The following is a 26,566-nucleotide window of genomic DNA, read 5'->3' as shown; positions in this document are numbered from 1 at the left end:
CGGCAGGCGAAAGGAGAACACAGGAGTAACCCGCCCGTCGATTCGGAAGGAAGGGCCGATACAGCGCCGGGTTTGTTCTTCTCCTTCGGGAAACGCCTTCCAGGCCTTCGCAAAGCAGATTCAGGCCTCCTCAGGCAGCTTCCGACCCTGCCATAGGAAGTAGAGGATCGGGTAGAGGAGCAATTCGAGCAGGCCGGAGGTCACGATTCCGCCGACCATGGGTGCGGCGATCCGTTTCATGACGTCCGCCCCGGTTTGCTGGCTCCAGAGGATAGGGAGAAGGCCGAAGAGGATCGCGCAGATAGTCATCACCTTCGGGCGGATTCTGCCGAGAGCGCCCTCCGCGATCGCAGCCCGCAGATCGGCCCGCGATCGCATCCGCCCTTCGCGACTCCGCTGTTCATAGGCATGGTCGAGATAGAGAAGCATGACGACACCGGTCTCCGCGTCGAGCCCCGCCAGGGCGATCAGCCCAACCCCCACCGCAACGCTCAGGTTGTAGCCAAGCCAGTAGAGGAGCCAAAAGGCGCCGACCAGGGAAAAAGGCACGGCGAGCATTACCAAGAAGGTTCGGCCTACCGACCGCGTGTTGAGGTGCAACAAAAGGAAAATAATGACCAAGGTGAGCGGAATGAGGAGAAAAAGGCGCTGCTTCGCGCGAAGGAAATATTCATAGGAGCCGGCCCACTCGACGTAATACCCCGGAGGGAAGGCGACGTTGCGGGCGATCTGCGCGCTGGCTTTTTGCACATATCCGACAAGATCTTTAGCCGTGCTGTCAACGAACACGAAGCCGACGAGCCGGGCGTTCTCGCTCCGAACCTCCGGCGGACCCAACGCAAAATGGATGTCGGCCAGCTCTCCCAAAGGAACCTGGACTCCGGCAATCGGAGGCGGAGGCGAACTCGGCGGGGTCGTGGCGGCGGAAACGGCCGGCAGCGCTGCTCCTACGAGGACTCGCGAGAGAGCCAGCGGATCCTGCCGAAAGTCTCGATTGTAGCGGACGCTCACCGGATATCGTTCCCGTCCCTCCACCGTGACGGTCACGGTGTTCCCGCCGATCGCTCCCTCGATCGCTTGGTTGACATCCTCGACCGTGAATCCGTACCGCGCCAGCGCCTCGCGGCGCACCTGGATATCCAGATACCGTCCCCCTTCCACCCGCTCCGCAAAGACGCTGCGGGTATCGGGAAAGCCCGAAAGGGTGCGCTCGATCTTCTCCCCCAAGTCGCGGATCACGTTGAGGTCCGATCCGAAGATCTTGATCCCCAAGTTCGACCGGAAGCCCGTCGTCAGCATCTCCGTGCGGGTCTGTATCGGCATCCAGAAGATGTTGGCCACCCCCGGGAACTGGAGTTGTCGATTGAGCTCTGCCACGAGCTTGCTCCAAGTCATTCCTTTGCGCCATTGGCTTTCCGGCCGAAAGGTAACCACGGTTTCCGTCATGGACAGCGGGGCCGGGTCGGTCGCCGTGTCCGCCTGCCCTACCTTCCCGAACACAGTGGCGACCTCGGGTAATCGGGCGATGATCCGGTCTTGCAGCTGGAGGATCCGAGCGGCCTCCGCGATCGCCACCCCGGGCACGGCGGTCGGCATGTAAAGCAGGGTTCCCTCATTGAGCGGAGGCATGAACTCGGCACCCAGTCGGCGGAGCGGATAGAGAGCCGAGGCCAGCACCGCGAGCGCCACCAGAAGGACCGGAATGCGATAGCGGAGGACGAACCGGAGGATCGGATCATAGGCGGCAAGAAGCAGCCGGTTGAGCGGGTTGCGCTTTTCCGGAACGATCCGCCCCCGAATGAACCAGCGCATCAGCACGGGGACCAGGGTCACGGAAAGCAGGGCCGCAAAAAACATCGCGAAGGTCTTGGTGAAGGCCAGCGGCCGAAAGAGGCGGCCCTCCTGGGCTTCTAAGGCGAAGACAGGGACGAAAGAAACCGTGATCACCAGGAGCGAAAAGAAGAGAGGACGGCCCACCATCCGGGCTGCGGCCAGCAGCACGCGGAGCCGCTCCTCCCCTCGGGGCTCCTTCCCGCTCTTTTCCCGGGCATCCTCCAACTGCCTATGGGCGTTTTCCACCATGATCACGGCCCCATCGACCATGGCCCCGATCGCGATGGCAATTCCTCCCAGCGACATGATGTTCGCCGTCAGGTGCAGGCCGCCGAAGGGTATGAAGGAGAGGACGATCGCCGCCGGGAGGAGAAGAATCGGCACCAAGGCGCTGCGCAGGTGCCAAAGAAAAAGGATGCAAACTAGGCTGACCACCACACTCTCCTCGATCAGCTTCTCCCAAAGCGTGCGAATCGAGCGATGGATGAGCTCGGAGCGGTCGTAGGTGGGGACCAGCCGGACTCCGGGCGGGAACGAGCCCTCGAGGGTCTTGAGCTTCTTCTTGATGCCGTCGATCACCCGCAGGGCGTTTTCGCCGTGCCGCATCACGACGATTCCCCCGACCGTCTCCCCCTTTCCGTTGAGCTCCGCCAGCCCCTGCCGCAAGTCCCCCCCCAGAGTGAGGCTCCCGAGCTGGCGGACGAGGATAGGAAAGCCCTGCGGGTCGGTGCGCACGACCGTATTCCCTATGTCCGCCAGGGACTGAAAATAGCCCCGCCCGCGGATGTAATACTCCATGGTCGAGATCTCGAAGCTCCTGCCTCCTACGTCCCGGTTACCCTTGCGAACCGCGTCGACCACATCGGAGAAGCGGACGCCGTAGGCCAGGAGCTTATCGGGATCGAGGTTCACCTGGTATTGGCGGACATAGCCGCCGACGCTGGCCACCTCCGAGACGCCGTGGACCGACGCCAGGGCGTAGCGGAGCGTCCAGTCCTGGAACGAGCGAAGCTCGGCCAGGTCATGGTTTCCCGACTCGTCAACGAGCGCGTATTCGAAGACCCAGCCGACGCCCGTTGCATCCGGTCCTAAGGTCGGGCTGACTCCTTCCGGCAACCGGCCGCGGGCGGCGTTCAAGTACTCGAGCACGCGGGACCGGGCCCAATAGATGTCCGTGCCGTCTTCGAATATTATGTAGACGAACGACTTGCCGAATATCGACTCCCCGCGGACAACCTTCACTTTCGGCGCCGAGAGGAAGAGGGTCGAGATCGGATAGGTGACCTGATCCTCCACGAGCGTCGGACTACGTCCGGGCCACTCGGTGTAGACGATCACTTGGACGTCGGAGAGATCGGGAATCGCATCCAAGGGGGAACTCCGCAAGGCCAAGATTCCCCACGTGAGGCCGAAGGCGGCCAGCACGCTGACCAAGAATGGATTGCGGCCACTCCACTCGATCAGGCGCTCCAGCATGGCTACATCCCGGGCATGTCGGGCATCCCATGGTGATGGTGATGACCCGCCGGTGGAGGTACGGCCGGAGCGGGCTTCCGGGACCCTCCATCCCTCGGCCGGCCGTTCCCCGACCAGATCTGCAAGGCCCCTTGGACACGGGACTCGGCGTCGATGAGGAAGTTCGCACCCGTAACCACCCGTTCCCTTCCTGGAGCCCAGCGAGCACCTGGTAATCGTCATCGATCTTCTGCCCCAGCTGGACAAAGCGGGGCTCGGATGCCCCCGCCATGATCGACGAAGACAACGAAACGCCGTCCCGTCGGAATCACGGCGTCGCTCCGCACCGCCAACTGGACCCCGTAGTCGAGATGAGCCGTCACGTCGGCGTACATTCCAGGACGCAGCTTGTGGCCGGGGTTCGGCAGGATGACTCGAACCTGCAACCGACGCACCGCCTCGATAAAGTGGGGTTGTACAAAATCAATATGACTCCGGAACCGCTCTCCCGGGAGCGCGGGAAGAGTTACCTCGCAGGACTGGCCTTCCGAGACAAAAGGGGCTTGGTCTTCGGGGAATTCCGCAAGGACCCAGATCCGCGAAAGATCCACCAGCCGAAAGAGCGTCTGGCCCGCCGTGAAGCGCATCCCTCGAAGACGTTCTTTTCATGCACATGGCCCGAGATAGGAGAAAGCAGGTCGAATGTGCCGTGAATCCCTTTTCCGGTACGGACATCGTTGGTCGACATGCTCCAGGCATACTTCTCGAGCTCCCGGATCTGCGCATCGGTCAAGTCCCAGACGCGGATCCGGTTCCGGATATGCTCGAACTGCTGATCGAGGAGGATAGGGTTGGCTTTTTGGATCAGCAGGCTCCTCCGCCAGGCGCGGTAGGCACGGATGTAATCCATTTGGGCTTGGACCCAGTTCTCGGACAGAATCGTGGCCAGCTTTTCTCCTTTATGTACTTCCTTCCACAAATAATCGGCGTAGAGCTTGAGGACATAGCCGTCCCCGGCCTTTACGTTAATGTCGACTACCTTCGACTCATCGATGGCCAAGATGGCCGGAGCGTGCAATGCGCGCACCAGCCGGCGCCGCTCCACGAGCGCGGTGCGGACCCCGATCGCCTGCAGCCGTTCAGGAGGAACAAAAAGGGGCTTGCGGACGGGGCAGTGGGTTGAGACAGCCCCGGTTCGGTCGGGCCGGTGCCCCGGAAGCCGCGGCCTGAGCCGGTTTTCCGGTGAAGACTTCTTTTCGCGGACCGGCACCAGATCCATGCCGCAGATCGGGCATTTGCCCGGAACGGGAGAGCGCACGCTGGGATGCATGGTGCAGGTGTAACAGAGGATTTTTCCTTCGTGCTGGGGCTCGGCAGCGGTCGAACCGGATTCGAAGCAGGCCCACAGGCCGAGAACGAGAAGGAGAACGGGGCAAGGCGCTAGGTTTTTCACGGATAGGGAGAAACGGGCTCTGTGGCGATCAGAACACCCCGGAGCCCAAACCCTCGCCCGGTTTTCCGCGGCGGCGGCTCTCTCTCTCACCGCAAACCGGCATCGGGGTCCCGCAACGCCATGGGCGGGTTCAAAGAACCTCGGCTCCGAGAAAGACTTCCCGTGCTCCCTGCGGATCACGCAATCGGCGAAGGAAGGCGGCCGAGACCGGGCCGGCCTGACCGCATCCGGCGAGGCGGCATCCGGAGGGCCTCCGCCGGCAGAGGCGGGGCTATCCGCGCCTCTCCGAAGACCGGCTCCGCTTCTCCGGGCGGAAGCTCCTCAACGATCAACGACGCGGCCGCGCTCGGACGTCCCCATCCACGCCCGCGAAGCTTGCACGCCCGACTCTTCCCTCGCCGCCTCGGGAACGGGAATCGCCGGCCGTTTTCTTCCGGATGGTCCCGGCGGCGGAGGCTCGACTTTCCCTCGCCGATAGGCGAGAGCCGCCTGGAGCGCCAGCAGCAGCAAAATGGCGAGAAGAGGGCCCCATTCGCCCGCGAAAGGGAACCCCGCGCCCAGCAGCGGCGCAACCACGGCTGCCGGCGGACCCGTCATTGTCGTTTTCTCCCGTTTCTCCCTATTCGCGATAGGAGAGCCTGCTACAAGGACGGAGAGGTCCTCGGAGCCGCTTCCGTCGACTCCCCCGCGATATTCGCACGCATCGCGGTATCGGCCTGGATGTTGCGCATCCGATAGTAGTCCATCACCCCGAGATGCCCTTTCCGGAAGGCATCCGCCATGGCCAATGGAATCTCGGCCTCCGCCTCGACGAGCTTGGCCCGCATCTCCTGCTCCAGGGCGACCGCCGCCGCCCGCCGCACCTCTGCTTTCGCTTGGGCGACCCGCTTGTCCGCCTCCGCCTGCTCGGCCTGGGCTTCGCCCCGACATTGTCGCCGATCGTAACCTCGGCAATGTCGATCGAGAGAATTTCGAAGGCGGTCCCCGAGTCGAGACCTTTCTGCAGCACCGTCTTCGAGATCCGATCCGGATATTCCAAGACCTCCTTATAGTTGAGCGCCGATCCGATCGTGGTGACGATGCCTTCCCCACCCGGGCGATGATCGTCTCCTCGGTCGCTCCCCGACAAAGCGCTCCAGATTGGTCCGCACGGTGACCCGCGCCCGCGCCTTCACCGCGATCCCATCCTTGGCTACCCCGGTGATCGTGTTCTGGCCGGTCGCCGGGTTTGGACAGATCGATCACCTTGGGATTGACGCTGGTCCTCACCGCCTCGAAGACGCTCTTCCCGGTGCCGATCGTGGCCAAGTCGATCGCACAGGCACGGTTGAAATCGAGGGAGATGTGCGCCCGGTCGGCAGCGATCAGCGCGCGCACCACCTGCTCCACGTTGCCGCCCGCCAGGTAGTGGGATTCCAACTGGGCGGTGCTCAAATCAATCCCGGAACGGACCGCCGTGATCCGATTGTTGACGATCAGCGAAGGAGGAATTCCCCGGAGGCGCATGGCGACCAGATTGAACAGGCTCACCCACGCCCGGAGATGAACGCGCGGACCCAGATGCCGACGAAATTGATCACCAGCACCGCGAACACGAGGGGCGACGAGCGCCAGAAGCCCCAGTAGGAATAAAGAGATCATGCGACGGCCTCCACGATCCAGCGGCCATCATGCCATCCGAGAACGCGTGCTCGATTACCTGCCTCCCGAAATCCGCTCTCCGCTACGACCCCGGTTCGCCTCCCCTCGAATAGGGCGACTCCGATGGGATGGCAAGGCGAAAGGGCGGCTCCTCCCGGCTGACCCGATCCGAGGCCGGGCGCCCGCCCCGGACGGATTGCCGAAAGGCGAGGCCATCCAGCGGCCCCGGCGGCTCCGCGCCCGGTAACGGAGCCGGCCCCATAGCCGCTTTTCAAAACAAGGAGGCTCATGGCCGGCACCGTCAGCCTCCCTCATCGTGCCCGAGATCAAAGGGGCCGAAGCGGCTCCACTCGGAAGGCCTACGAGCTCGTGCAACCCCGGAATTGCGCGCGGCAAGAAAAAAAGAGATTGGCCGCAAACAAGATCCGCCCGCCTGCGGGCAAAAAAAAGAAGCGCGATCATTCATATCATTCCTCCTCCTCCACGCGCTCCACGACGACCCGGATTCCCTCCACCGCTACGATCCGCAGCCGACTACCCGCCGGAACGAACGTTCCGGGCTCTGACATCGACGATTCTTTCCCCAAAGCGGCCGGTTCCGGAGGGTCGCAGGACGGTGATCGCGATCCCCTCGTCACCGGGATGAACGGGCGAAACGGCGGTATCCGCGGAAATCCCTTCCGGACCCATGACCAGGCGCCGTGCCGGGGAAAGCGTGCCACGACCATCCCGATGGCGACGGCGCCGGCGGCGGCGAGGACCAGGGAAAAACCGGTCCGGCGAGCCGTTCGGCTCCTACCCAGAGCGGATCCTTGGGATAGCGATCGATCGCGGAGTAGAGCAACCCCAGAAGGGCCAGGACCGTTCCAGCCACCGTCGGCAAAGAACCCGGAAAGAAAAAGAGCTCCAGCGCGATAAGCGCCGCTCCTCAAGAAAGAAAAAGAGCGGCTCCCATCCGCTCAGTCCGGCCAGATAATGGCCGAAGAAATAGAAAGAAAGCAGAGCAGAGCTGCCGCCGCGAACAATCCGAAAGAACCGCCGGTCTTGAGCTCCAAGTAGCCTAAGAGCAGGCCGATCCCCAAGAGCATCGGCCCGGCGGCCACGATGCCGCGCGCGATCCGCTCGAATCCGGTAGGGCGCAATTCCACAAGGCGTCCGCCGCCGATTTGCCGCACGAGGGCCGGCAGGTCCGCCACCGTTCCCTCGGAGAGCAGCGGTCGGGGCGGGACGCCGTAGCGGCGCGAGGCCTCAACATCGGTTAGGGTAAAATTTTGCCCTTGGGCAGAAGAGTCGTTCCGTCGATCGCCAGCCCGCTTTCCCGGTCCACCATAGCCTCAAAGACCGCCGGGTTATGGCCGTGGCGCTGCGCCGTCGCCCGCACCAGCGCCTGATAGGCGGAAAGAATTTTCTTCTCGTAGCTTTCGGGAAGCTGCTGCACCGCCCGCCGGCGGGAGAAACGAGAACCGGGGTGGCAGCCCCGATCACGGAGCCGGGAGCCATGTAGATGTGGCGTGTCGCCGCTGCAAAAACGCGCCGGCCGAAAGCGCCTTCGGATCGACGAAGGAATAGGTCGCATCCGGATTCGGAAAATGCTCGATGATCCGGATTATCTCTTCCATGGCGTCCGCCCGCCCTCCGGGCGTATCGAGGTCGAGCACCAGCACGGAAGCTCCCTGGGCGACCGCTTCCTTGACCCGCGACGGACCAGGTAGACAACCGCCGGATCGACCTCCCATGCACGGGGATGACATAGGCAAAACCCGCCGCCGACACGGCCGGGATCCAGCAGGCAAGGAACCCTAGGAGCTTCCAGGAAAGCCTCAAGCAGGCAGCGCTTCGCATAGGCTGTGCTCCCACCTTCGGCCAAGGATTCATGGTCGTCAATGCCCGGCCCGAAGAGGATTGACAAGCTTCACTTTCTTGCGCGAGGCTCCCCGTACGCATCCAACGCGGCGCATGCCAATGCTTCTTCGTCTGCGAGGCTGGATTTCTCCAGGGGCGGCTATGTTCTGGCCGCATCCCTGCTCCCTACTGGGGGTCGCGGCGCCGACCCCGGCGCCGGCGGCGGGGAGCTCGGGGAGCGCCGCTTCTTCCAGCGCGAGCGTCAGTGCCGACGAGGGGCTCCTCCAGCCAGAATGCGCAGATCCAGGAGCTGATCAAGCGGTTGGAGGACCAGGGGATTCCGGTGCAGGCGAACACCAAGGGGATCGTCCTTTCGGGGGTACGTGGATGCGAGCTACACGTACAACTTCATCAATGCGCCTTCCTTTAATGAAGTGCCCGGCTTTCCTCCCCACCGAATTATGTAGGGCCGACCAATGCGGCGGGGCAGGCGTTGGGGTATCCGGCGATTCCGGGCCGGGAGCCGGTGGACGGGATTCCCGGCGGAGGCTTCAATATGAACGCCTTTAAGCTGGCCTTGGAGAAGCCGCTGACCGACGAGAACCGGTGGCAGGCGGGGTTTCGGGCCGATCTGATCGTCGGGCAGGATGCCTCGATCGGGGCTCCGGACACGATCGGGGGCTTGGGCACCAACTTCAGCTCCTGGTTCTCTTCAACACCTCGAGCTTCTGGCTGGAGCAGGCCTACGTGGTCTTCCGGGCGCCGGTGGGCAACGGGCTCGACATTCGCGTCGGGAAGTTCGTCGATCCGGCGGGCTACGAGGTGGTGGAGCGGCCGGTCAACTTGGATTTCACCTACGGGCTGCTCTTCAGCAACCTCCTGCCGACCACCCTTACCGGGATGCAGGCCATCTACCACTTCGACGACCAGTGGTCGACCCGCTTCGGGGTGGCCGACGGGGGCTTCAACGTCGCCCGCGGAGGCTACAACTACTTCGGATATCTGGACAACACGATCGATAACAACGCGGCCTACCTGCTTTTCTGGAACGGGCGGTGGGAGTCAAGCAGAAGAACGCCATCCTAAGCGCGACAGTGATGTACGGCTTCAGCAGGGTCAACCCTCCGGGCTTCGGCGCCTCTCCGATCGACGGGATGGCCCAGCCCTACAGGATCGCGCAGGGGATTCGCGGCAGGGGACCTTCAACCAGAACAACGCCTTCTTCCTGGGGGATGTCTGGGGCTCCTGGGCGCCGAAGTTCGCCCCGACAAGCTCCTCCTGGGCTTCGAGTTCACCGGGGGCTTCTACAACAATGACGTCAGCTTCGTCTCCCCGCGGTCAGCGGGCGCTGCCCATCGGCCTCTATAGCGGCCCCTCCAGCTGGTACGGCGCCGCCATCCCGCCGAAGTACCAGTTCAGCTCGATCGTCAGCCTCTCCCAGCAGCCGAATGGATGCAGGCGGGCTGGAACAGCATCCTGGCGGGCCACAACGCCCCACCGACATCTGGGAGTACACCGCCACCTTGGCCTTCGACCTTGCCGACAACTTCATGATCCGCCTCGAAGGCCGAATCGACTGGGGCCTCGGCGTCATGGCCTACTACGGCTTCCCCTTCCAGGGAACTACCTCCCCAAGCGCCCTCCTCTACTCCGCAAACGGCCCCATCTTCCTCACCGCACTCGAATTCGTCTACAGCTACTAAGCCCCTCCTGTCCCTCCAGGTCTCCCTTGCAGGCCGACCGTATAGCGCGCTACGACCCCGCCCTCCTTCGCCTTACGCCATCGGATCAGCCGAAGGCGCAGCCGGAATGCCCCCTCCAGAGGGCTAAATCCGGAGACAAAGGGCTCGGCGCCCCCATCGTCAATCGCGGGCAGCCATCGAATGCGGATCTCTTCTACGCGGCCGCTTTCGAGCGCCGCGCGGTTCCAACGGGCATCACCCAAAAGCCAGATGGCGGTAGAGCCCGATTTGGATTCGAGCCATCGTCCGAGTTCGCCCTCCGGCACGCGGCGGATCCGTAGTCCAGTCGCTTGCGCGGGCGGTTCCCAAGGTGTCCAAACTTCGCCGGCGCGCCCCGCGCTCCGGTTGCCGCAGAGCCTTTCCACCAGGAACGGGACCTGCTCCGGACGGGTCGAGAGGCGGCCGTCAAGAAAGAGTTCCGCCAGCAGCACGATCATAGCCGACGGAAAGACCCTCTCCTCCGAATGCCGATCCCACGGACAGCCGCATTCCGCGAGCAAACTCGGCTGCGGGCATCCGGCGCTTGCCTTCGAGCTGCACTTCACGCAGGAGTAGGCCTCCACTTCCCCCCGCCGCCACGAGAATCCCGTGCGAATCGATGCGCACGATTTCACCCGGTCTCCCCGAAGCGCGAATCGATACGATGCCGCTGAATACCTTGAGCATTCGCAGCTCTCCGCCGTCGCGCAGCCATGTGTAAGCGACCGGCCAGGGGTTCATCGCGCGGATGTGAGCATGGATATCCCACTTGTCGCGCGTCCAGTCGATCTCCCCGTCCTCCTTGCGCAATTTTCTCGCATAGGTGGCTTGGGCCGGATCTTGCGGCTGCCGCTGCGCGCGCCCCGACGCGAGGCAATCGAGCGCTTCGATGACGGCCCGCGAGCCCAATTTCGCTAACCGCGCCTGGAGAGTCGCCGTGGTGTCGGTGGAGCGAATCAAAAGCTTCTTCGCCAGCAGGATGTCCCCGGTGTCCAATCCCTCATCCATCCAGATCACGGTAACGCCGGATTCCCGGTCTCGGCTGCGGATCGCCGCCTGGATCGGCGCTGCGCCCCGATGGCGCGGAAGAAGCGAGGCATGCAGGTTGAGGGCCGCTCGGCTCGGGAGCTCGAGCACCTCCCGCGAAAGAATCTGCCCGTAGGCGACGACGATCAGGACGTCCGGTTGCAAGAAGCGGATCTGCTCGACGGCGGCCGGGGAATTGATTCTTTCCGGCTGAAAGATGGGGAGCCGCAAATCGAGGGCGGCGGCTTTGATCGGGCAAGGGGTCGGGAGACGATGCCTTCCGGACGGCCGGTCGATCTGTGTGACGACCCCCTGGAGCCGATAATCCCGATGGGCGGCCAGCGCCCGAAGCGTGGGGATTCCGAACTCGCCCGATCCGATAAAGACGACTCTCATGTTCCCAAGGGAATGCGTCGCACCGGACCGTCCGTTCTACGGCCCCCGCCGGCCCCGATATCCATGCCGACGGGAATGGGGCAAAGCCGTCCCGAAAGGAGGGACATCGCCGGGCAGGGCGGGAACCTCCCGCTGCCCGAGGGAGGAGCCGCAACCCGTACACAGATAATCATAGATCTCCTTTCCCGGCAGGACGAGCAGAAGCCGTTCCTGGACGGCCATCGGCTTCCGGCAGGAAGAACAGTACAGGGCGGAAGCCGAGAAGCTTTCGAAGGACCCGCTCATAGGTTAAGGTTACTCATGGCTTAAGACCACCCGCAAGGCAATTGGTGGTCCGACGGACTCGGGACCGCGTCGCGGTTAGGCACCGGCCGGGGCCTGCGGTGCCAAGCGCGGCATCGAGCCTCGCCGAGCCGGAAAGAATGGGTAGGATGGAGAATCTGCGTTCGACGCCGGTGCTCGATCGGGCCGTAGCCCTCCTCCATGCGGGAGAACTCGTCGGAATCCCCACGGAGACCGTCTATGGGCTCGCCGCCGACGCAAGCAACCCCGGAGCCGTGGCACGGCTTTTCGAATGCAAGCGGCGCGCCTGGTTCCATCCGATCAGCCTCCTTTGCGACTCCGCCAAAACCGCCTTTCATCTGGTGGCGGAGGTGCCGGAAAGCGCGGCGCGGGTCGCGCAGCGGTTTTGGCCGGGACCCCTCACCCTGATCCTTCGGAAGCGACCGGAGGCGGTGCCCGATCTTCTGACGGCGGGTCTCCCGTTTGTGGGAGTGCGGGTGCCCGACCATCCGCTTGCGCTCGCCCTTTTGGAACGGTTCGGCCGCCCGCTGGCCGTCACGAGCGCCAACCGCTCGGGGCACCTGAGCGCCACCACGGCGGAAGCCGTCGAAGCCGAATTTAGGGACGAGGTCCCTCTTGTGCTCGATGGCGGCCGTTGCTGCGTCGGCGTAGAATCTACGGTGCTCTTTCTGGCGGATCCGCGTCCGGTCCTGATCCGCTCGGGAGGAACTCCTTTGGATCTCCTGGAGGAAGTGGTCGGCCCCATCGATCGCGAAACGGATTTCCGATCCGACACCCGCCGGCTTGGCCGGCACTACGTCCTGCGCACCCCGTTTTCGCTCATCCGGACGCCGGAAGAGATCCCTGCCTCGGCACGGAAGGACGCAGGGCTGCTTGCTTGGGGGCCCTGCCCGGAGGGGTTCGCGATCTGCCGCAGCCTTTCCGCCCTCTTCCGGCTGGAGGAAGCAGCGGCCAACCTCTTTGGATACCTCCGAGAGCTCGACGAATGCGGCCTGCGGCGGATCTACGCCATGCTCCTGCCGGAGCGCGGGCTCGGATGCGCGGTCAACGAGCGGCTGCGGAAGGCGGCCGAAGCTTCCGCCACCGCAGGCCTCGGCGCGGGCGACTACGCGAGCAACCCCTCTTCCCCTCCCTCCTCTTCTTGATCCGGAACGACCCGAGCTACACTGATCAACCGGTCACCGGGGTCCAGGGTAAGGAGCCGGACTCCCTGGGTATTGCGGCCGACGCGCCGGATCCCCTTGACCGGCACGCGCACCATCAATCCGCGTTGCGTCAGGAGCATCAGCTCATCGCCATCGACAACCGATAGCGCAGCGACGACCTCCCCAGTCCTCTTGGTCATCTTCATAGTGATGACCCCTTTCCCTCCCCGTCTTTGCCGGCGGTATTCGTCAAAGCTGGTCCGCTTCCCCAGCCCGTTGGAGCCGGCCACCAGAAGCGTGGCAGCGGGATCGACCACAACGGCGGCCACCACCCGGTCCTCCTTGCCCAACTGAATGCCTCGCACCCCCGTGGCATCCCTGCCCATCGGGCGTACATCTTCCTCGGGAAAGCGGATGCTCAAGCCCTCCCGCGTAATCAGGACCACTTCGCGATCCCCCGTGGTGAATTTCACGTCGATCAGCCGATCCCCTTCCGGGATGTTGATCGCCCGAATCCCCTTCTTGCGCATATGGGCGAACTCGGAGAGGGAGGTCTTTTTCACCTGGCCGAGCGCGGTGCAGAAAAAGAGGAAGCCCGGCCGATCCCAAGCAGCCCCGTCCTCGGAAGAGGAGGAGCCGACGCGCAGAAGAGCGGCGATCTCCTCGCCCGGGGCCAGCTCGAGCACGTTGGCGATGCTTCTTCCTTTGGCAGCCCGTGCCATCTCCGGGATTTCGTAGACGCGTTCGATGTAGGCACGCCCGGCCGTGGTGAAGAAGATCAGGTGGTCATGGGTGGAAGCGGTAAAGAGGTGCTCGACGAAATCGGCTTCCTCGGTCCTCTCCCCATCCTGGGCCACCATTCCGATCACTCCTCGGCCGCCGCGCCGTTGCACCCGGTAGTTGGCCAAACCCGTCCGCTTGATATAGCCCTTATGGGTCAGCGTGATGACGACGGCTTCCCGAGCCACCAGGTCCTCGAAAGCCACTTCTCCTTCCGCCGCCACGATTTCCGTTCTCCTCGCAGTGGCCCGCTTGGCGGCAACCTCCCGCAGTTCCTCCCGGATCAGCGCCAGCACCCGCATTTCGCTGGCCAAGATCTCCTCGAGCTCGCGGGTCCGCTCCATCAGCTTTCGGTACTCCTCGAGAATCTTCTCCCTCTCCAGGCCGGTAAGCTGATAGAGGCGAAGATCGAGGATCGCGTCCAGCTGCGCGTCGGAAAGCCTGTATCGGCCGTTTACCAGCCGTTCCGCATGGCGAACGACGATTCCGAAGGCCTCGACCTGTTCGCGGGTAAACTCATATCCGCCCAGCTCGATGCGCGCGGCTTCCCGATTCACCGCCCCTCGGATGACGCGGAGGAATTCGTCCAAGTTCGCCAGCGCGATCAGGTACCCTTCGAGGATTTCCGCCCGCTCCTCCGCCTTCCGAAGCTCGAAGCGGCTTCGTCGCAGGACGACCTCTCTCCTATGGTCGAGATAGGCGAGCAGCATTTCCTTGAGGTTGAGGGTCCGAGGTCGACCACCGTCGATCGCCAGAGAATTGACAGCAAAGATCGTCTCCAAGGGGGTGAGCCGGTAGAGATTGTTTTCTACGACCTTGGGCACGGCGTCGCGTCGAAGCTCGATGACGACCCGCGTGTTCTCGTCGGACTCATCACGAACGTCGCTGGCGTCGATCAGCTTTTCGGTGATGAGCTCGCCGATCCGTTCCACCAGGGTCGCACGATTCACGTTGAAGGGGATTTCGTCCACGATGATCGCAGCTCTTCCGTTCCGCAGCTCTTCCACGTGGAGGCGTGCCCGCAGGCGCACGCTCCCTTTGCCCGTCAGGAAATAATTCCGGATTCCCTCTTGGCCGACCACGATCCCTCCCGTCGGGAAATCCGGCCCCTTGACGAACCGGAGAAGATCTTCTGGAGAGAGAGCCGGGTTATCGATGAGAGCGCAAATCCCTTCGACAAGCTCTCCGAGGTTGTGCGGCGGGATGTTGGTCGCCATTCCCACCGCGATCCCTGTGCTCCCGTTGACAAGCAGGTTCGGGAAGGCCGCCGGGAAAACCACCGGCTCGGTCCGGGTCTCGTCGTAGTTGGGGACGAAGTCGACTGTCTCCTTGTCCATGTCCGCCATCAGAAGCGAGCCAAGATGGGTGAGACGGGCTTCCGTATACCGCATAGCCGCAGGAGGATCCCCCTCCACCGAGCCGAAATTCCCCTGCCCGTCGATCAAGGGTTCCCGCATCGCCCAAGGCTGGGCCATGTGCACGAGGGTCGGATAGATCGCCTGGTCGCCATGAGGGTGGTAGTTTCCCATGGTCTCGCCGACGATCTTGGCGCATTTGAGATGCTTCCGATTCGGAGCAAGCCCCAGCTCGTGCATCGAGTACAGGATCCGCCTCTGGGAGGGCTTAAGCCCGTCGCGCACGTCGGGGAGCGCGCGAGCGATGATGACCGACATCGCATAGTCAAGGAAGCAGCTACGCATCTCCTCGGAGACGTCGCGCGTTTCAAACCGCTCCGCCGCCAGCAGAGGCTGTCCCTCGCCGCCGGTTCCGCCATCGGGCATACGACTCTTCCCTCCCTTGTTTATACTTCGCCTGCTTGCGAACAGGGCGCCTTAGACGTCGAGATTGCGCACGTGAAGCGCGTTCTCCTCGATGAACCGCCGCCGCGGCTCGACCACATCCCCCATCAGCGTTGCAAAGATCTCCTGGGCGGTCGCCGCGTCAGCGATCTCGACCCGCAAGAGCTTTCTGCGCGCCGGATCCATTGTCGTCTCGTAAAGCTGCTTCGGATTCATCTCGCCCAGCCCTTTGAATCTCTTGATCTCGATTCCCCGCCTCCCGACTTCCTTGACGGCCGACAGGATTTCGCTCGGGGAGAAAAGCAGGCGGCGGTTCTCTCCTTCCCCTTCGAGGAACGCGTAAAGCGGCTCCCGCGCCCGCACCTGCGAGATCACCATCCCCAGCTCGGCCAATTGATCGAGCTTCTCCCGGATGCTCTTGCTTTCGTAAAGCTCGACATGGATCGCCCGGCGGAATCTCGCCGCCGCTTCTTCCGGCTGCGACGCGGGAGGGGCGGGACTCGTTCCCTCCGCCGCGGCTTCTGCGTCTCCGGACGAGCTGCCCGACACCTCGGTGCCGGCACGAGGGTCGACGACCTCTGCGCTCGCGTTCCCGCAGTCAAAGAGGGACAAGTCGGGGTTGGCCTCGGCAAAACGGGCAAGATCGCCATCCGAGCAGAAGAAATGAATCTCCTCCCGGTTGCCTTCTCGGACGCGGACGAGGTGGACCGGCAATGCGCCGGTCGCAGGATCCCGGCTTTCCAGGTAAGCTCCGAAATCCGCACCGTGCTTGAGCAAGGAACGGGCGAACTTATCCAGATCTTCCAACCGGTTGAGGACATCCAAGAGCCTGGCACCCGAAAAAACGCGGCCCGTCCGAAGGTCTTCGATCTTGACCTCCTCGGCGCCCTGCTGAATCAGCATCCGGTTGAGCTCCGCATCATCCCGGAGGTACCACTCTTTCTTCTTGCGGGTAACCAGATAGAGCGGCGGTTGCGCGATATAAACGTATCCTCGTCGGATGAGCTCCTGCATCTGCCGATAGAGGAAGGTGAGGAGCAGTGTGCGGATGTGGGAGCCGTCGACGTCGGCGTCGGTCATAAGGATGATCTTGTGATACCGAAGGCGGTCGAGTTGAAACGCTCCTTCTCCGTCCCCCTCTCCGATCCCGGTCCCCACCGCCGTGATGATCGTCTGGATCTCTTCGTTCTGGAGAACCCGGTCGAGCCTCGCCTTTTCCACATTGATCAGCTTCCCGCGAATCGGGAGTATAGCCTGGAATTGGCGGTTCCTCCCTTGCTTGGCCGAGCCGCCGGCCGAATCCCCTTCCACGATAAAGAGTTCCGCCTCGTCCGGACTCCGTGTCGAGCAGTCTGCCAGCTTTCCCGGCAGTCCCTTTCCGGAGAGAGCCGTCTTGCGGACGGCTTCTCGCGCTTTTCGAGCCGCCTCTCTGGCCCGGGCGGCCGTCAGCGCCTTCTCCACGATTCGCTTGGCGACGGCCGGGTTCCTTTCGAAAAACGACATGAGCCCGTCGTAGACCAGCGAGGAAACGATTCCCTCCACTTCGGGACTGACCAGCTTTACCTTGGTCTGAGACTCGAAGCTGGGATTGGGATGCTTGAGCGAAAGCACGCAGAAAAGACCTTCCCGCACGTCGTCGCCCGAGATCGCGGGATCCTTCTCCTTCCACAGGTTGTTGGACTTCGCGTACTGGTTGACCGAACGGGTGAGGGCCGTCCGGAAACCGGAAAGGTGCGTGCCGCCGTCCGGGTTCGGAATCCCGTTGGTGTAGCAAAGAATCTGATCGGCATATCCGTCGGTGTATTGCAGCACGCAATCGAGCAGGATGTCGTCCTTCTCCCGGGCGATAATGATAGGCTTCGGATGCAGCCGTTCCATGCTCCCCGTGATCTGCTCAAGGAACTCCTCGATGCCACGGCGGTAGAGGAAGTGCTGCACCTTCGGCCTGTCGCCATCCAGAACCCGCTCGTCGGAGAGCACGATTTCGAGGCCGGGATTCAAGAAGGCGAGCTCCCGGAGCCGAGGTGCGAGAATGTCAGTCTTGAACTCCTGGGTAGCGGTGAAGATCTCAGGATCGGGCTTAAAAGTGATATAGGTACCGGTCGTTCGGCTCTTCCCGATGATCTCCAACGGCTTGACCGTCTTCCCCCGGCTGAACTCCATGTGGTAGACATTGCCGTCGCGGGCGACCTCGACCTCGAACCATTCCGAGAGGGCGTTGACGCACTTGGCGCCCACGCCATGGAGACCGCCGGAATACTTGTAGGCCCCCTGGCCGAACTTGCCGCCGGCATGAAGGTTGGTGAGGACCAGCTCCACCGCGGGGATCTTGAACTTGGGATGGAGATCGACCGGAATCCCCCGTCCGTTGTCGCGGACGGAAAGAGAGCCGTCGATGTGGATCGTTACCTCGATCCGCGTGCAAAAGCCCGCGAGGTGCTCGTCGATCGAATTGTCGAGCACCTCGAAGACGCAATGGTGAAGCCCGCGCTCGTCGGTATGCCCGATGTACATCCCGGGCCGTTTGCGCACGGCCTCCAGGCCTTCGAGCTTGTCGATCTTCGACGCATCGTACGGAACCGATTTCGCCGGCAACTGGCGGGATAGCCCTTCGACAGACATCGTAGCTGCTGCTTCGTTTCCAATAATATCCCGCGCACTTCCCGAAGACAAGCCGCACGCGCGCTGTCGAGCCCGCCGTCTGGCTCCTCGAAAGATTGCGCTTCCCTTTGCCTTCGGGTAGCCTCCTATCGGGATATGGCGGCCCCTTCCCGGCAACATGTCGTCCTGGTGGTCGAAGACGAGCCCGACGTCCTTGAGCTGATCTGCCTCAACCTGACGGCGGCGGGTTTTCATACGCTGCGAGCCTCGAACGGAACGGACGGCCTGGAGAGGGCGATCGGCGACGTTCCCGACCTGGTAGTCCTCGATCTTATGCTTCCGGAGCTGAGCGGGCTCGAGGTCTGCAAGACCCTGCGCCGCAATCCGACGACCGTCGATTTGCCCATCCTGATCCTGACGGCGAAGGCGGAGCCCGCCGATCGCGTGCAGGGATTGGAAATAGGCGCGGACGACTACCTGACGAAGCCTTTCAGCCCGCGCGAGCTGGTCCTTCGGACCCGTGCGCTCTTGCGGCGGCGCATGGAGGGAAGCCCGCCCACGGAGCCGATCCGCCATGAGAATCTCGTAGTCCACCCCAGGCGGCATGAAGCCTTCGTCCGGAGCCGCCGGGTCGACCTGACCGCCACCGAATTTCGGCTTCTTAACACCCTCCTCCGGGGCCGGGGGCGCGTCCATCGGCGTGAAGACCTGCTGCGGGAAGTCTGGGGGTATAAGAAAGCTATGGATACGCGGACGGTGGATACGCACATACGCCGCCTAAGGGACAAGCTAGGGAGTGCGGCGCACTACATCGAAACGGTCCGTGGAATCGGATATCGGTTCCGCATGAAACGCGGAGGACCCGAAGAGTTCGCTCTGAGCAACCCGCCTCAGCCCGAACTCCAAGAATGACGGTTGCCTCCTTCTTGATCGTCCTCTTAGGTTCCGCCCTGACGGCGGCCCTGCTTCAACTCTGGAACTGGGCCCGTTCGGCGGCCAAGCTGGAGCGGATCGCCGAAGACGTCGCCCGGGGACGACACCCGCGTTCGTTCGTCATCTTCGGTCCCCGAAGCCTTTTTCGCGTGGCCAGCCGTCTTGAAGAGCTTCTCGCCTCGCGCGAGAAGCTTGCCGAACAGGTCGAGCAGCAGAGCGGAAATTTCCACGGGGTGCTCCGGAACATGATGGAGGGGGTGGCGATCATCGACCGGGATCACCGGGTCGCGCTGGCCAACGAAGCCCTGGTCCGGCAATTCGGACTCGGCGGAGAGCCGTCCGGCCGCACCGTCCTCGAGTCTCTCCGGAACGCCGAAATCGACCGGTTGATCGGCGAAGCCTTCACGCGTCAAGAAACCCTTTCGGCGGAGATCACGCTTCGCAGCCTGCCCCGCTCGGAAGCCGATCTCTTTCTCATCGTCAATGCGGTGCCCATGCGCGGGGAATCGGGAGCCCCGTCCCAGGTCCTTCTCGTGCTTCACGACATCACCGAGCACAAGCGCAACGAAGAACGGCAGAAGGAATTTCTTGCGAGCGTCTCGCACGAGCTCCGCACCCCCCTTTCCATCTTTCGCGGTTATGTCGAAACCCTCTTGCACGCCTCGCGCACGCTCGCCCCGGAAGAGGTCAACCGCATCCTGAAAATCCTCCAGCGCCACTCTCTTCGCTTAAGCAAGCTGGTCAACGATCTCCTCACCCTTTCCGCCCTAGAGCCGGACCGCATGCATCTGGAACGCGCCCCGGTCTCGCTGCCCCATTTCCTCCGCAGGATCGAAGCGGACCTCCGCCAAGCTTTCCCGGAAAAGCCGCTCGACCTTCTCGTCGAACTTCCAGCGAACCTTCCGAAGATTGACGCCGATCCCTTTCGCCTCGAGCAGGTCCTTTACAACCTTGTCGAAAACGCGATCCAATATTCGGCGCCCGGCTCCCCCATTCGCATCCGAGCCGATGCGGAAAAGGAGATGGTCTCGATTCGGGTTGTCGACCAGGGAGTGGGCATTCCCGCGGCCGACCTTCCCTATGTCTTCGACCGGTTCTACCGAGTCGACAAGACCCGTAGCCGGGAAGCGGGCGGAACCGGACTCGGCCTCTCCATCGTGAAGCGGATCGTCGATCTCCACCAAGGACGCGTAGAGCTACAGAGCGAGCCCGGCCGCGGCACGACGGTGACGGTAACGCTTCCTGCCTGGCAGGCCGCTCCTCGGGAGCGATCCTCCTCCGCCGCCGGAACCGATCGGGCCGCGCAGGATGAAGACACGCCCCAAGCGCCGACACCTCCGCCCGCGGATCGGCATCTCCCCCGTGCCGCCTGACGGGAAACCGGCGCTTACTCCACGGTGACGCTCTTGGCCAAGTTCCTCGGCTTGTCCACGTCCCTGCCGAGGCAAACTGCCGTGTAGTAGGCCAGAAGCTGGAGAGGAACGACCGTAAGGATGGGCGCAAGAAGTTCCGAGCACCGAGGCACGGCGAAGACATCGTCGGCCAGCTCCCGGATCCGATCGTCCCCCTCGCTGGCAATGGCGATGACCGGTCCACGGCGTGCCTTGACCTCCGCGATGTTGCTTATGTTCTTGTCGTAGACGCCGTCCTGGGGGCAGAGGAATATGCTCGGCATCCGCTCATCGATCAGCGCGATCACCCCATGCTTGAGCTCGGCGGCCGGATGGCCCTCGGCCCGGATATAGGTGATCTCCTTCATCTTGAGAGCGCCCTCGAGCGCGATGCCGTATTGAAACTGCCGCCCCAGGAAGAGCATCGCCTCGGCCTGCGCATACTTTTCGGCGATCGCGCGGATCTCCTCGTGCCGCGCCAGGATGCCGGCCACCTGATCGGGTAGCCGTTCGATCTCCTCGATCAGCTCTTTTCCCTGGCGCGCGGAAAGGTAGCGGAGCCGCCCGAGGAGCACCGCCAGGAGAAGGAAGATCAGCACCTGGGAGGTGAAAGACTTGGTTGCCGCAACCCCGATCTCCGGGCCAGCGTGCATGTAGACCCCTCCCTCCGTTTCGCGGGCGATCGTGCTCCCGACCTGATTGCAGATCCCCAGCACGCGCATCCCCTTCCGCTTAGATTCCCGCACGGCCGCCAGCGTATCCGCTGTCTCTCCCGACTGGCTGACGGCAAAAACCACGGTCTCCCGGTCCAGAGGCGCGTTCCGGTAGCGGAATTCGCTGGCGTAATCGACCTCCACCGGAAGATGAGCCAGCGATTCGATCAGATACTCCCCCACGATCCCCGCATGGCGGGCCGTTCCGCAGCCGACGATCAGAATCCGCTGGATCCGCAGGAGCTCATGAGGATTCATGTTGAGGCCGCCCAGCTTGGCGGTCGCCTCCTCGAAATCGAGGCGTCCCCGCATCGCATTCCGGATCGCCTCGGGCTGTTCGAATATCTCCTTAAGCATGTAGTGCGGATAGCTGCCCAGCTCCGTCTCCGCTTCCGATTTCTCGACCTCGCTAATCTCGAATCCGGCTCGAAGCCGGGTGAGGGAGGAGATATCGAACCCTTCCGGCCGGATGGCAACGATGTCTCCATCACTCAGGTAAACAACCCGTTGCGCCTGCGCGGAGATGGCCGTGACATCGCTGCTCAAGAAGAACTCCTTGTTGCCGATTCCCAAAATCAGCGGACTACCCCGTCGCGCGCCCACCAGCAGGTTGGGACAATCCGCATGGATCACGGCGAGGCCGTAGGTTCCGATAACCTCTGCCAGGGCGGATCGGACCGCATTCTCGAGCCTCTTCGGATCCTCAGGAGGGAGGCGGTCGTAGGCTTCGCCGATGAGATGGGCAAGCACCTCGGTGTCGGTGTCCGATTCGAAACGATGGCCACAATCGGATAGCCTTTGCTTCAAAAGCTGGTAATTTTCGATCACCCCGTTATGGACGATGGCAAGGCGATGCGATTGGTCAAAATGGGGATGCGCATTCGCATCGCTCGGGACTCCATGAGTGGCCCATCGGGTATGGCTCACTCCAATTGTGCCCGGAAGGTTCCGTTTCTGCAGGGCGAGCTCCAGTTCGGAGATCCTGCCCTTGCGCTTGACCCAACCAAGCCGGCCGCCGTCGAGAATGGCGATGCCGCTCGAGTCGTATCCTCTGTATTCGAGCCGATGCAGCCCGTTGAGCAGCAGCGGCTGCGCTTCCCTTTGCCCGAGATAACCGACAATTCCGCACATATTGGCTCTGGCCCCGATCATTATTCGTCGCGGACGACCCCCGTCAATTCCCATGACTCGATGGAACGGCGCTAACTATTCTCCTCTCGATGTCATCACCGTGATCTTGGGCGGAGGGGCGGGAACGCGCCTCTTCCCCCTTACCAAGGAAAGAGCGAAGCCGGCGGTCCCGTTGGCCGGCAAATACCGGCTCGTGGACATCCCTATCAGCCTCGCCATTCACTCGGACCTCAAGCGGATCTTCATTCTCACCCAATTCCAGAGTTCTTCTCTGCATCGACATATCCAGCAGAGCTACCGGTTCGATGACTACTCCCAAGGTTTTATCGAACTTCTGGCCGCGCAGCAGACGATGAAGGGCGCCTACTGGTACCAGGGAACCGCAGACGCGGTAAGACAGAACCTGAGCCACTTCTCGAGCCATCCGCATGAGCTGGTGCTGATTCTGGCGGGCGATCAGCTCTATCGGATGGATTTCCGGGCATTGATCGAGCAGCACGTGACCAGCTACGCGGACCTGACGGTCGCCGTGACTCCGGTCAATCAAGATCGGGTCAGCGGCTTCGGGATCGTTCACGTCACCGAGGAGCGGCGGATCGATTCTTTCGTCGAGAAGCCGAAAGACCCCTCGCTTCTCTCGAAATTGGCGATCGGGGATCCGTTCGTTTCGCTGCTTCGGCTTCCTCCCGAAGAGCCGCAATACTGGGCCTCCACCGGAATCTATCTATTCAACCGGAAGGTGCTGGCCAACGCTTTGACGGGCGGAGAGCCGGATTTCGGCAGGGACGTGATCCCGCGGCTCATCCCGAGCCATCGGGTTTTCGCCTACATCCACTCGGGGTATTGGGAAGACATCGGCACGATTCGCGCCTTTTACGAAGCCAACCTCGATCTGTGCGAACCACATCCGAAGTTCGATTTCTACGATAGCCGCTTCCCGATCTATACGCGGGCGCGCTACCTCCCGAGCTCGAAAATCTCCCGGGCGGAGATTTCCGGCGCGCTCATCGCCGAAGGCAGCGTCATCTCGGATGCCAAAATCGAGCATTCCCTCATCGGCATTCGCAGCATCGTGCTTCCGGGCGCGACGATCAAGGATTCCCTGCTCTTGGGAAACGACGTCTACGAGACCGATTCGGAAGCGCTGGCGGCCGAAGGTCGCGGACTGCCTCGGATCGGGATCGGACGGAACAGCTTCATTGAGGGAACCATCGTCGACAAGAACACACGCATCGGCGACAACGTACGAATTTCTCCCAAGGGGAAGCCAGCGAACATGGACGGGGATTGCTTCTACATCCGCGACGGATTGGTGATCATCCCGCGCGGAGGCATCGTGCCCCATGGCACGGTCATCTAGGACGACCATGCGTTTTTTCGCCCGTTCGGGCGGTCCGGTTCCCGGACTGCGCGATTCGGGGTAGATACAAACTTTTGCTTTGCCTGAGCCTTTTTTCCCGAAAAATGATGGGTATGACCGCTTCCGTCCGCAGCCGCCGCCGGCCGGCGATCCGATGCCGCTGCGCGGGCACCTGCTATCCGATCGACGGCGATCGGGCGCTCGCGTACTTCCGCTCGTTCTTTTCCGAGCCGGGCGCGGCTCCTCTACCGTCGGCTCCCGCCCAAGGCCGGAACGACCTGCTCGGCGTCCTCTCTCCTCACATCGACTTCCGGGTCAGCGCGAAAGCGTACACCCACGCGTTCGCGCCGCTCGCGGGCGCTCCGGAGGCCGAGGTCTACCTGATCCTCGGCGTCGGCCACCGCTCGAGAGTCGAATGGAGCGTCGATGATCGCGATCTGCTCACCCCCCTCGGGCGCGCCCTGGCCGATGTCGAGTCGATCGATTGGCTTCGGCATCAGGTCGAGTTTCCGCTCAGAGATGCGGAGGCGCACGACGGCGAACATTCCATCGAGTTTCCGATCGTGCTTCTGCAAGCGCTGCGCGCCTTCCGGGGAAGCGGCCGTCCCGTGCGTTTCCTTCCCGTTCTTTGCGGCGGCCTCCACAAGTCTGTGGAGCAGGCGAGAGCCCCATCAGCGGACTCGGCGTTCGGTCGGCTTGCCGGAGCCCTCCGCTCCCTGCGGCAGGCCTACGGGGAGCGGATGCAGATCATCGTCAGCATCGATGGATGCCACATGGGCCCGCGGTTCGGCCATCCGTTTGCGATCACCCCGTTTCTCTTGGGACAGACCCGCCGTTGGGAAGAAGAGCTTTGGCGGACGGTGGAAAGGCAGGACCTCTCCGCTTTTTTTGTCCATCTCGGTCGCGAGCGGAATATACGGTATTTCGACGGAGTGGGCGCCCTCGCGCTGCTCCTTCGGATCACTGAAGGACAAGCGCGGCTGGAACGCACATATTATGAACAATGGTTTGAGGAGTCGGACCGGTCGGTGGTTACCTTCACGAGCGGCGTGCTACGGGAGAAGCGAGCACAACCGGAAGACGAAGCAACGGCATGAGTAGAGTACGGGTCCGTTTCGCCCCTTCCCCTACCGGCTACCTGCACATCGGCGGAGCCCGCACGGCGCTGTTCAACTGGCTCTATGCCCGCCATACGAAAGGAACGTTCATCCTGCGCATCGAAGATACCGACTCGGCGCGCAACACTGCGGAGGCGGTGCGCGTCATCTTCGACGGCCTCCGGTGGCTCGGGCTCGACTGGGACGAAGGACCTATGCCCGATGGAAGCGTGCGCGGCGACCGCGGCCCTTACTTTCAGAGCGAGCGAGGTGCGGTCTACGATCGGGCGATTCGGTTCCTTCTCGATCGCGACCAGGCTTACGAAAAGGACGGGGCGATTTATTTCCGGATGCCGCGGAAGAAGATCGTCGTCGATGATCTGATCTGCGGCGAGGTCGGCTTCGACTGCACGCTCGAGCAGGATTTCGTGATCCGACGCAAGGACGGATCCCCCGTGTTCCATCTTGTGAACGTCGTGGACGATCTGGAAATGGGAATCACCCATGTTATTCGGGGCGAAGATCATCTCTCGAACACGCCCAAGCATTTGGCGATCGCCGCCGCCTTAGGCGGGGACTCTCCCCGCTACGCCCATATTCCGCTCATCTTGAATCGGACCGGCTCGAAGATGAGCAAGCGGGATGTCGGGGCTTCCCTCATGGAGTATCGCAATGGCGGCTACCTTCCGCAGGCGGTCCGCAACTACCTCTGCCTACTCGGATGGTCGCTCCGGGAGAACCGGGAGATCTTTCCGATCGAGGAGGCGGTGGAGAGATTCGAGCTCGGTCAGATCCATCGGAGCAATGCCCGCTTCGATGCCGATAAGCTGCTCTGGATGAACGGGAGCTACTTGCGCGCCCTGAGCGCCGAGGTTATCCTCCCCCAGGCGCGGGAGTGGCTCGAAAGAGCGGGATATCCGACCGGGAAATGGGAGCCGGCCTACCTCCGGGAGGTCACCCTCTTGATCAAAGAGAAGGTAAAAACGGGAAGGGAGTTCGTCGAATGGGCTCGTCCGTTCCTGGAGGAAGAGGTCCGTTTCGATCCGGAAGCGGTCAAGCGGTTCCTGAATCCTGCCGGTGTCCAAGCCCTGCGCGAGCTTCTGTCGGATCTCTCCGTCGCTCCTGACTTCTCTGCTTCCTCGCTGGAAGCGCGTTTTCGGCGGCTCGCGCAGGAGCGCGGAACCCCCGTCCGCACCTACGTCCATCCGGCACGCGTGGCCACGACCGGGCGAGAAGTCGGCCCCAGCCTCTATCCCTCACTGGCGATTCTGGGCAAAGATCGGGTCCTGCAACGTCTTCGCCGGGCGATCGAGACTTTTGCCTCATGACATGGGCCAATCGTGTCACCGTATTGCGCCTGTTCTGCGTCCCGGCCATGGCGGCAGTGCTCTGGCAGTACGGCAAGAGTCAAGCAGGAGGGCCGGGTGACGACCGGCTTCGGATCGCCGGAATCTCCCTCTTTCTGGCGGCCGCACTGACTGACGCACTCGACGGATTCATCGCCAGACAATGGAATCAACAGAGCTGGCTAGGAAGAATCCTTGATCCCTTGGCGGACAAGCTCCTGATGCTCGTCTCGCTCCTCTGTTTGACCACTTTTCCTTCTCCGCGGTCGGCACCCTTGCCGTTTTGGTTCTTGGTGCTGGTCGTGAGCCGAGACAGCCTCCTGCTCTCGGGCGTCGGCCTTCTGCATCTCCTCAAGCGGAAAGTCCCGATCCACCCGCATTGGACAGGAAAGGCGGCTACGTTTTTTTCGTTCGTCGCCGTGACGGCGGCTCTCCTGAAGCTTTCCTGGGCGGCATGGGCCTGCTGGATCGCCGCCGGTTTCGTGCTCGCATCCGCCGCTTTCTATCTCTCGGTCGGATTGCGCGCGCTGGTCCAAGGAGGATCCGGCATTTCTCTCCGTCCCACGCAACGGGGAAGCGCCGGCCCGCGTTTCTCGTAAG

At 62.9% G+C, this 26,566-nt stretch carries 20 protein-coding genes and 2 pseudogenes; 9 read left to right on the top strand and 13 right to left on the bottom strand.

Annotation, left to right across the window (positions count from 1 at the left end):
• Window positions 1-120: 120 nt before the first annotated feature.
• The 7 genes and pseudogenes from MTHMO_RS00740 to MTHMO_RS00710 form a co-directional block, all read right to left on the bottom strand.
• Window positions 121-3,309: an efflux RND transporter permease subunit gene (locus MTHMO_RS00740; RefSeq protein WP_202213091.1), complete on the bottom strand. Its 3,189-nt coding sequence runs from the start codon at window positions 3,307-3,309 to the stop codon at window positions 121-123.
• Window positions 3,310-3,527: 218 nt separating this feature from the next.
• A pseudogene (locus tag MTHMO_RS00735) lies at window positions 3,528-4,618 on the bottom strand (efflux RND transporter periplasmic adaptor subunit).
• Window positions 4,619-5,062: 444 nt separating this feature from the next.
• On the bottom strand, window positions 5,063-5,338 hold the full coding sequence (locus MTHMO_RS00730; RefSeq protein WP_202213090.1) for a hypothetical protein: 276 nt from the start codon (window positions 5,336-5,338) through the stop codon (window positions 5,063-5,065).
• 44 nt (window positions 5,339-5,382) lie between these two features.
• A pseudogene (gene floA / locus MTHMO_RS00725) lies at window positions 5,383-6,321 on the bottom strand (flotillin-like protein FloA).
• A gap of 1,020 nt (window positions 6,322-7,341) precedes the next feature.
• Complete coding sequence (locus MTHMO_RS00720) at window positions 7,342-7,578, bottom strand: hypothetical protein (RefSeq protein WP_202213089.1); 237 nt, start codon at window positions 7,576-7,578, stop codon at window positions 7,342-7,344.
• A 62-nt stretch (window positions 7,579-7,640) separates the two neighbouring features.
• Entirely contained in the window at window positions 7,641-7,820 is a 180-nt protein-coding gene (locus MTHMO_RS00715) for a hypothetical protein (RefSeq protein WP_202213088.1), read from the bottom strand.
• A 43-nt stretch (window positions 7,821-7,863) separates the two neighbouring features.
• The gene (locus tag MTHMO_RS00710) at window positions 7,864-8,133 is read right to left on the bottom strand and encodes a hypothetical protein (RefSeq protein WP_202213087.1); all 270 of its coding nucleotides are present in this window, start codon (window positions 8,131-8,133) and stop codon (window positions 7,864-7,866) included.
• A 697-nt stretch (window positions 8,134-8,830) separates the two neighbouring features.
• On the opposite strand from MTHMO_RS00710, the gene MTHMO_RS10770 reads away from it, so the two are divergent.
• The gene (locus MTHMO_RS10770; RefSeq protein ID WP_237394669.1) at window positions 8,831-9,310 is read left to right on the top strand and encodes an outer membrane beta-barrel protein; all 480 of its coding nucleotides are present in this window, start codon (window positions 8,831-8,833) and stop codon (window positions 9,308-9,310) included.
• Between the two features lie 362 nt (window positions 9,311-9,672).
• A complete protein-coding gene (locus MTHMO_RS10765) occupies window positions 9,673-9,927 on the top strand; it encodes a porin (protein WP_237394668.1) in 255 nt (84 codons plus the stop codon).
• Here the strand turns inward: MTHMO_RS10765 and MTHMO_RS00700 are convergent.
• Genes MTHMO_RS00700 through MTHMO_RS00690 form a run of 3 tightly spaced genes read right to left on the bottom strand, consistent with a single transcriptional unit; the run spans window position 9,924 to window position 11,652 of the window.
• Complete coding sequence (locus MTHMO_RS00700; protein ID WP_202213086.1) at window positions 9,924-10,403, bottom strand: hypothetical protein; 480 nt, start codon at window positions 10,401-10,403, stop codon at window positions 9,924-9,926. The genes MTHMO_RS10765 and MTHMO_RS00700 overlap by 4 nt on opposite strands.
• Window positions 10,372-11,367, bottom strand: a complete 996-nt coding sequence (gene fmt, locus MTHMO_RS00695) for a methionyl-tRNA formyltransferase (RefSeq protein WP_202213085.1) — start codon at window positions 11,365-11,367, stop codon at window positions 10,372-10,374. Before fmt ends, MTHMO_RS00700 begins: the two co-directional genes overlap by 32 nt.
• A gap of 36 nt (window positions 11,368-11,403) precedes the next feature.
• Complete coding sequence (locus MTHMO_RS00690) at window positions 11,404-11,652, bottom strand: hypothetical protein (protein ID WP_202213084.1); 249 nt, start codon at window positions 11,650-11,652, stop codon at window positions 11,404-11,406.
• Between the two features lie 146 nt (window positions 11,653-11,798).
• On the opposite strand from MTHMO_RS00690, the gene MTHMO_RS00685 reads away from it, so the two are divergent.
• A complete protein-coding gene (locus MTHMO_RS00685; protein ID WP_202213083.1) occupies window positions 11,799-12,815 on the top strand; it encodes an L-threonylcarbamoyladenylate synthase in 1,017 nt (338 codons plus the stop codon).
• On the opposite strand, the gene gyrA is transcribed toward MTHMO_RS00685, so the two are convergent.
• Both gyrA and gyrB read right to left on the bottom strand, forming a co-directional pair.
• Window positions 12,776-15,376, bottom strand: coding sequence for a DNA gyrase subunit A (gene gyrA, locus MTHMO_RS00680; protein ID WP_202213082.1), 2,601 nt, complete (start codon window positions 15,374-15,376; stop codon window positions 12,776-12,778). The genes MTHMO_RS00685 and gyrA overlap by 40 nt on opposite strands.
• A 51-nt stretch (window positions 15,377-15,427) precedes the next feature.
• The gene (gyrB, locus tag MTHMO_RS00675; RefSeq protein WP_202213081.1) at window positions 15,428-18,016 is read right to left on the bottom strand and encodes a DNA topoisomerase (ATP-hydrolyzing) subunit B; all 2,589 of its coding nucleotides are present in this window, start codon (window positions 18,014-18,016) and stop codon (window positions 15,428-15,430) included.
• Between the two features lie 135 nt (window positions 18,017-18,151).
• Between gyrB and MTHMO_RS00670 the strand changes: the two genes are divergently transcribed.
• Both MTHMO_RS00670 and MTHMO_RS00665 read left to right on the top strand, forming a co-directional pair.
• Entirely contained in the window at window positions 18,152-18,907 is a 756-nt protein-coding gene (locus MTHMO_RS00670) for a response regulator (protein WP_202213080.1), read from the top strand.
• A complete protein-coding gene (locus tag MTHMO_RS00665) occupies window positions 18,904-20,301 on the top strand; it encodes a cell wall metabolism sensor histidine kinase WalK (protein ID WP_202213079.1) in 1,398 nt (465 codons plus the stop codon). Before MTHMO_RS00670 ends, MTHMO_RS00665 begins: the two co-directional genes overlap by 4 nt.
• Window positions 20,302-20,315: 14 nt before the next feature.
• Here the strand turns inward: MTHMO_RS00665 and glmS are convergent, their stop codons facing one another.
• On the bottom strand, window positions 20,316-22,163 hold the full coding sequence (gene glmS / locus MTHMO_RS00660) for a glutamine--fructose-6-phosphate transaminase (isomerizing) (protein WP_202214782.1): 1,848 nt from the start codon (window positions 22,161-22,163) through the stop codon (window positions 20,316-20,318).
• Window positions 22,164-22,215: 52 nt separating this feature from the next.
• On the opposite strand from glmS, the gene MTHMO_RS00655 reads away from it, so the two are divergent.
• From MTHMO_RS00655 to MTHMO_RS00640, 4 genes are all read left to right on the top strand, one after another.
• Window positions 22,216-23,523: a glucose-1-phosphate adenylyltransferase gene (locus MTHMO_RS00655; protein ID WP_202213078.1), complete on the top strand. Its 1,308-nt coding sequence runs from the start codon at window positions 22,216-22,218 to the stop codon at window positions 23,521-23,523.
• Between the two features lie 113 nt (window positions 23,524-23,636).
• A complete protein-coding gene (amrB, locus tag MTHMO_RS00650) occupies window positions 23,637-24,620 on the top strand; it encodes an AmmeMemoRadiSam system protein B (RefSeq protein ID WP_202213077.1) in 984 nt (327 codons plus the stop codon).
• On the top strand, window positions 24,617-25,948 hold the full coding sequence (locus tag MTHMO_RS00645) for a glutamate--tRNA ligase (RefSeq protein ID WP_202213076.1): 1,332 nt from the start codon (window positions 24,617-24,619) through the stop codon (window positions 25,946-25,948). Before amrB ends, MTHMO_RS00645 begins: the two co-directional genes overlap by 4 nt.
• Window positions 25,945-26,565 (top strand): CDP-alcohol phosphatidyltransferase family protein, encoded by a 621-nt coding sequence (locus MTHMO_RS00640; protein ID WP_202213075.1) that lies wholly within the window; start codon window positions 25,945-25,947, stop codon window positions 26,563-26,565. The genes MTHMO_RS00645 and MTHMO_RS00640 overlap by 4 nt, the downstream gene beginning before the upstream one ends.
• The last annotated feature ends 1 nt before the right edge of the window (window position 26,566 follow it).

The sequence above is a fragment of the Methylacidimicrobium sp. AP8 genome (assembly GCF_903064525.1).
Taxonomy (GTDB): Bacteria; Verrucomicrobiota; Verrucomicrobiia; order Methylacidiphilales; family Methylacidiphilaceae; genus Methylacidimicrobium.
This window is presented reverse-complemented; position numbering and strand designations above follow the sequence as displayed.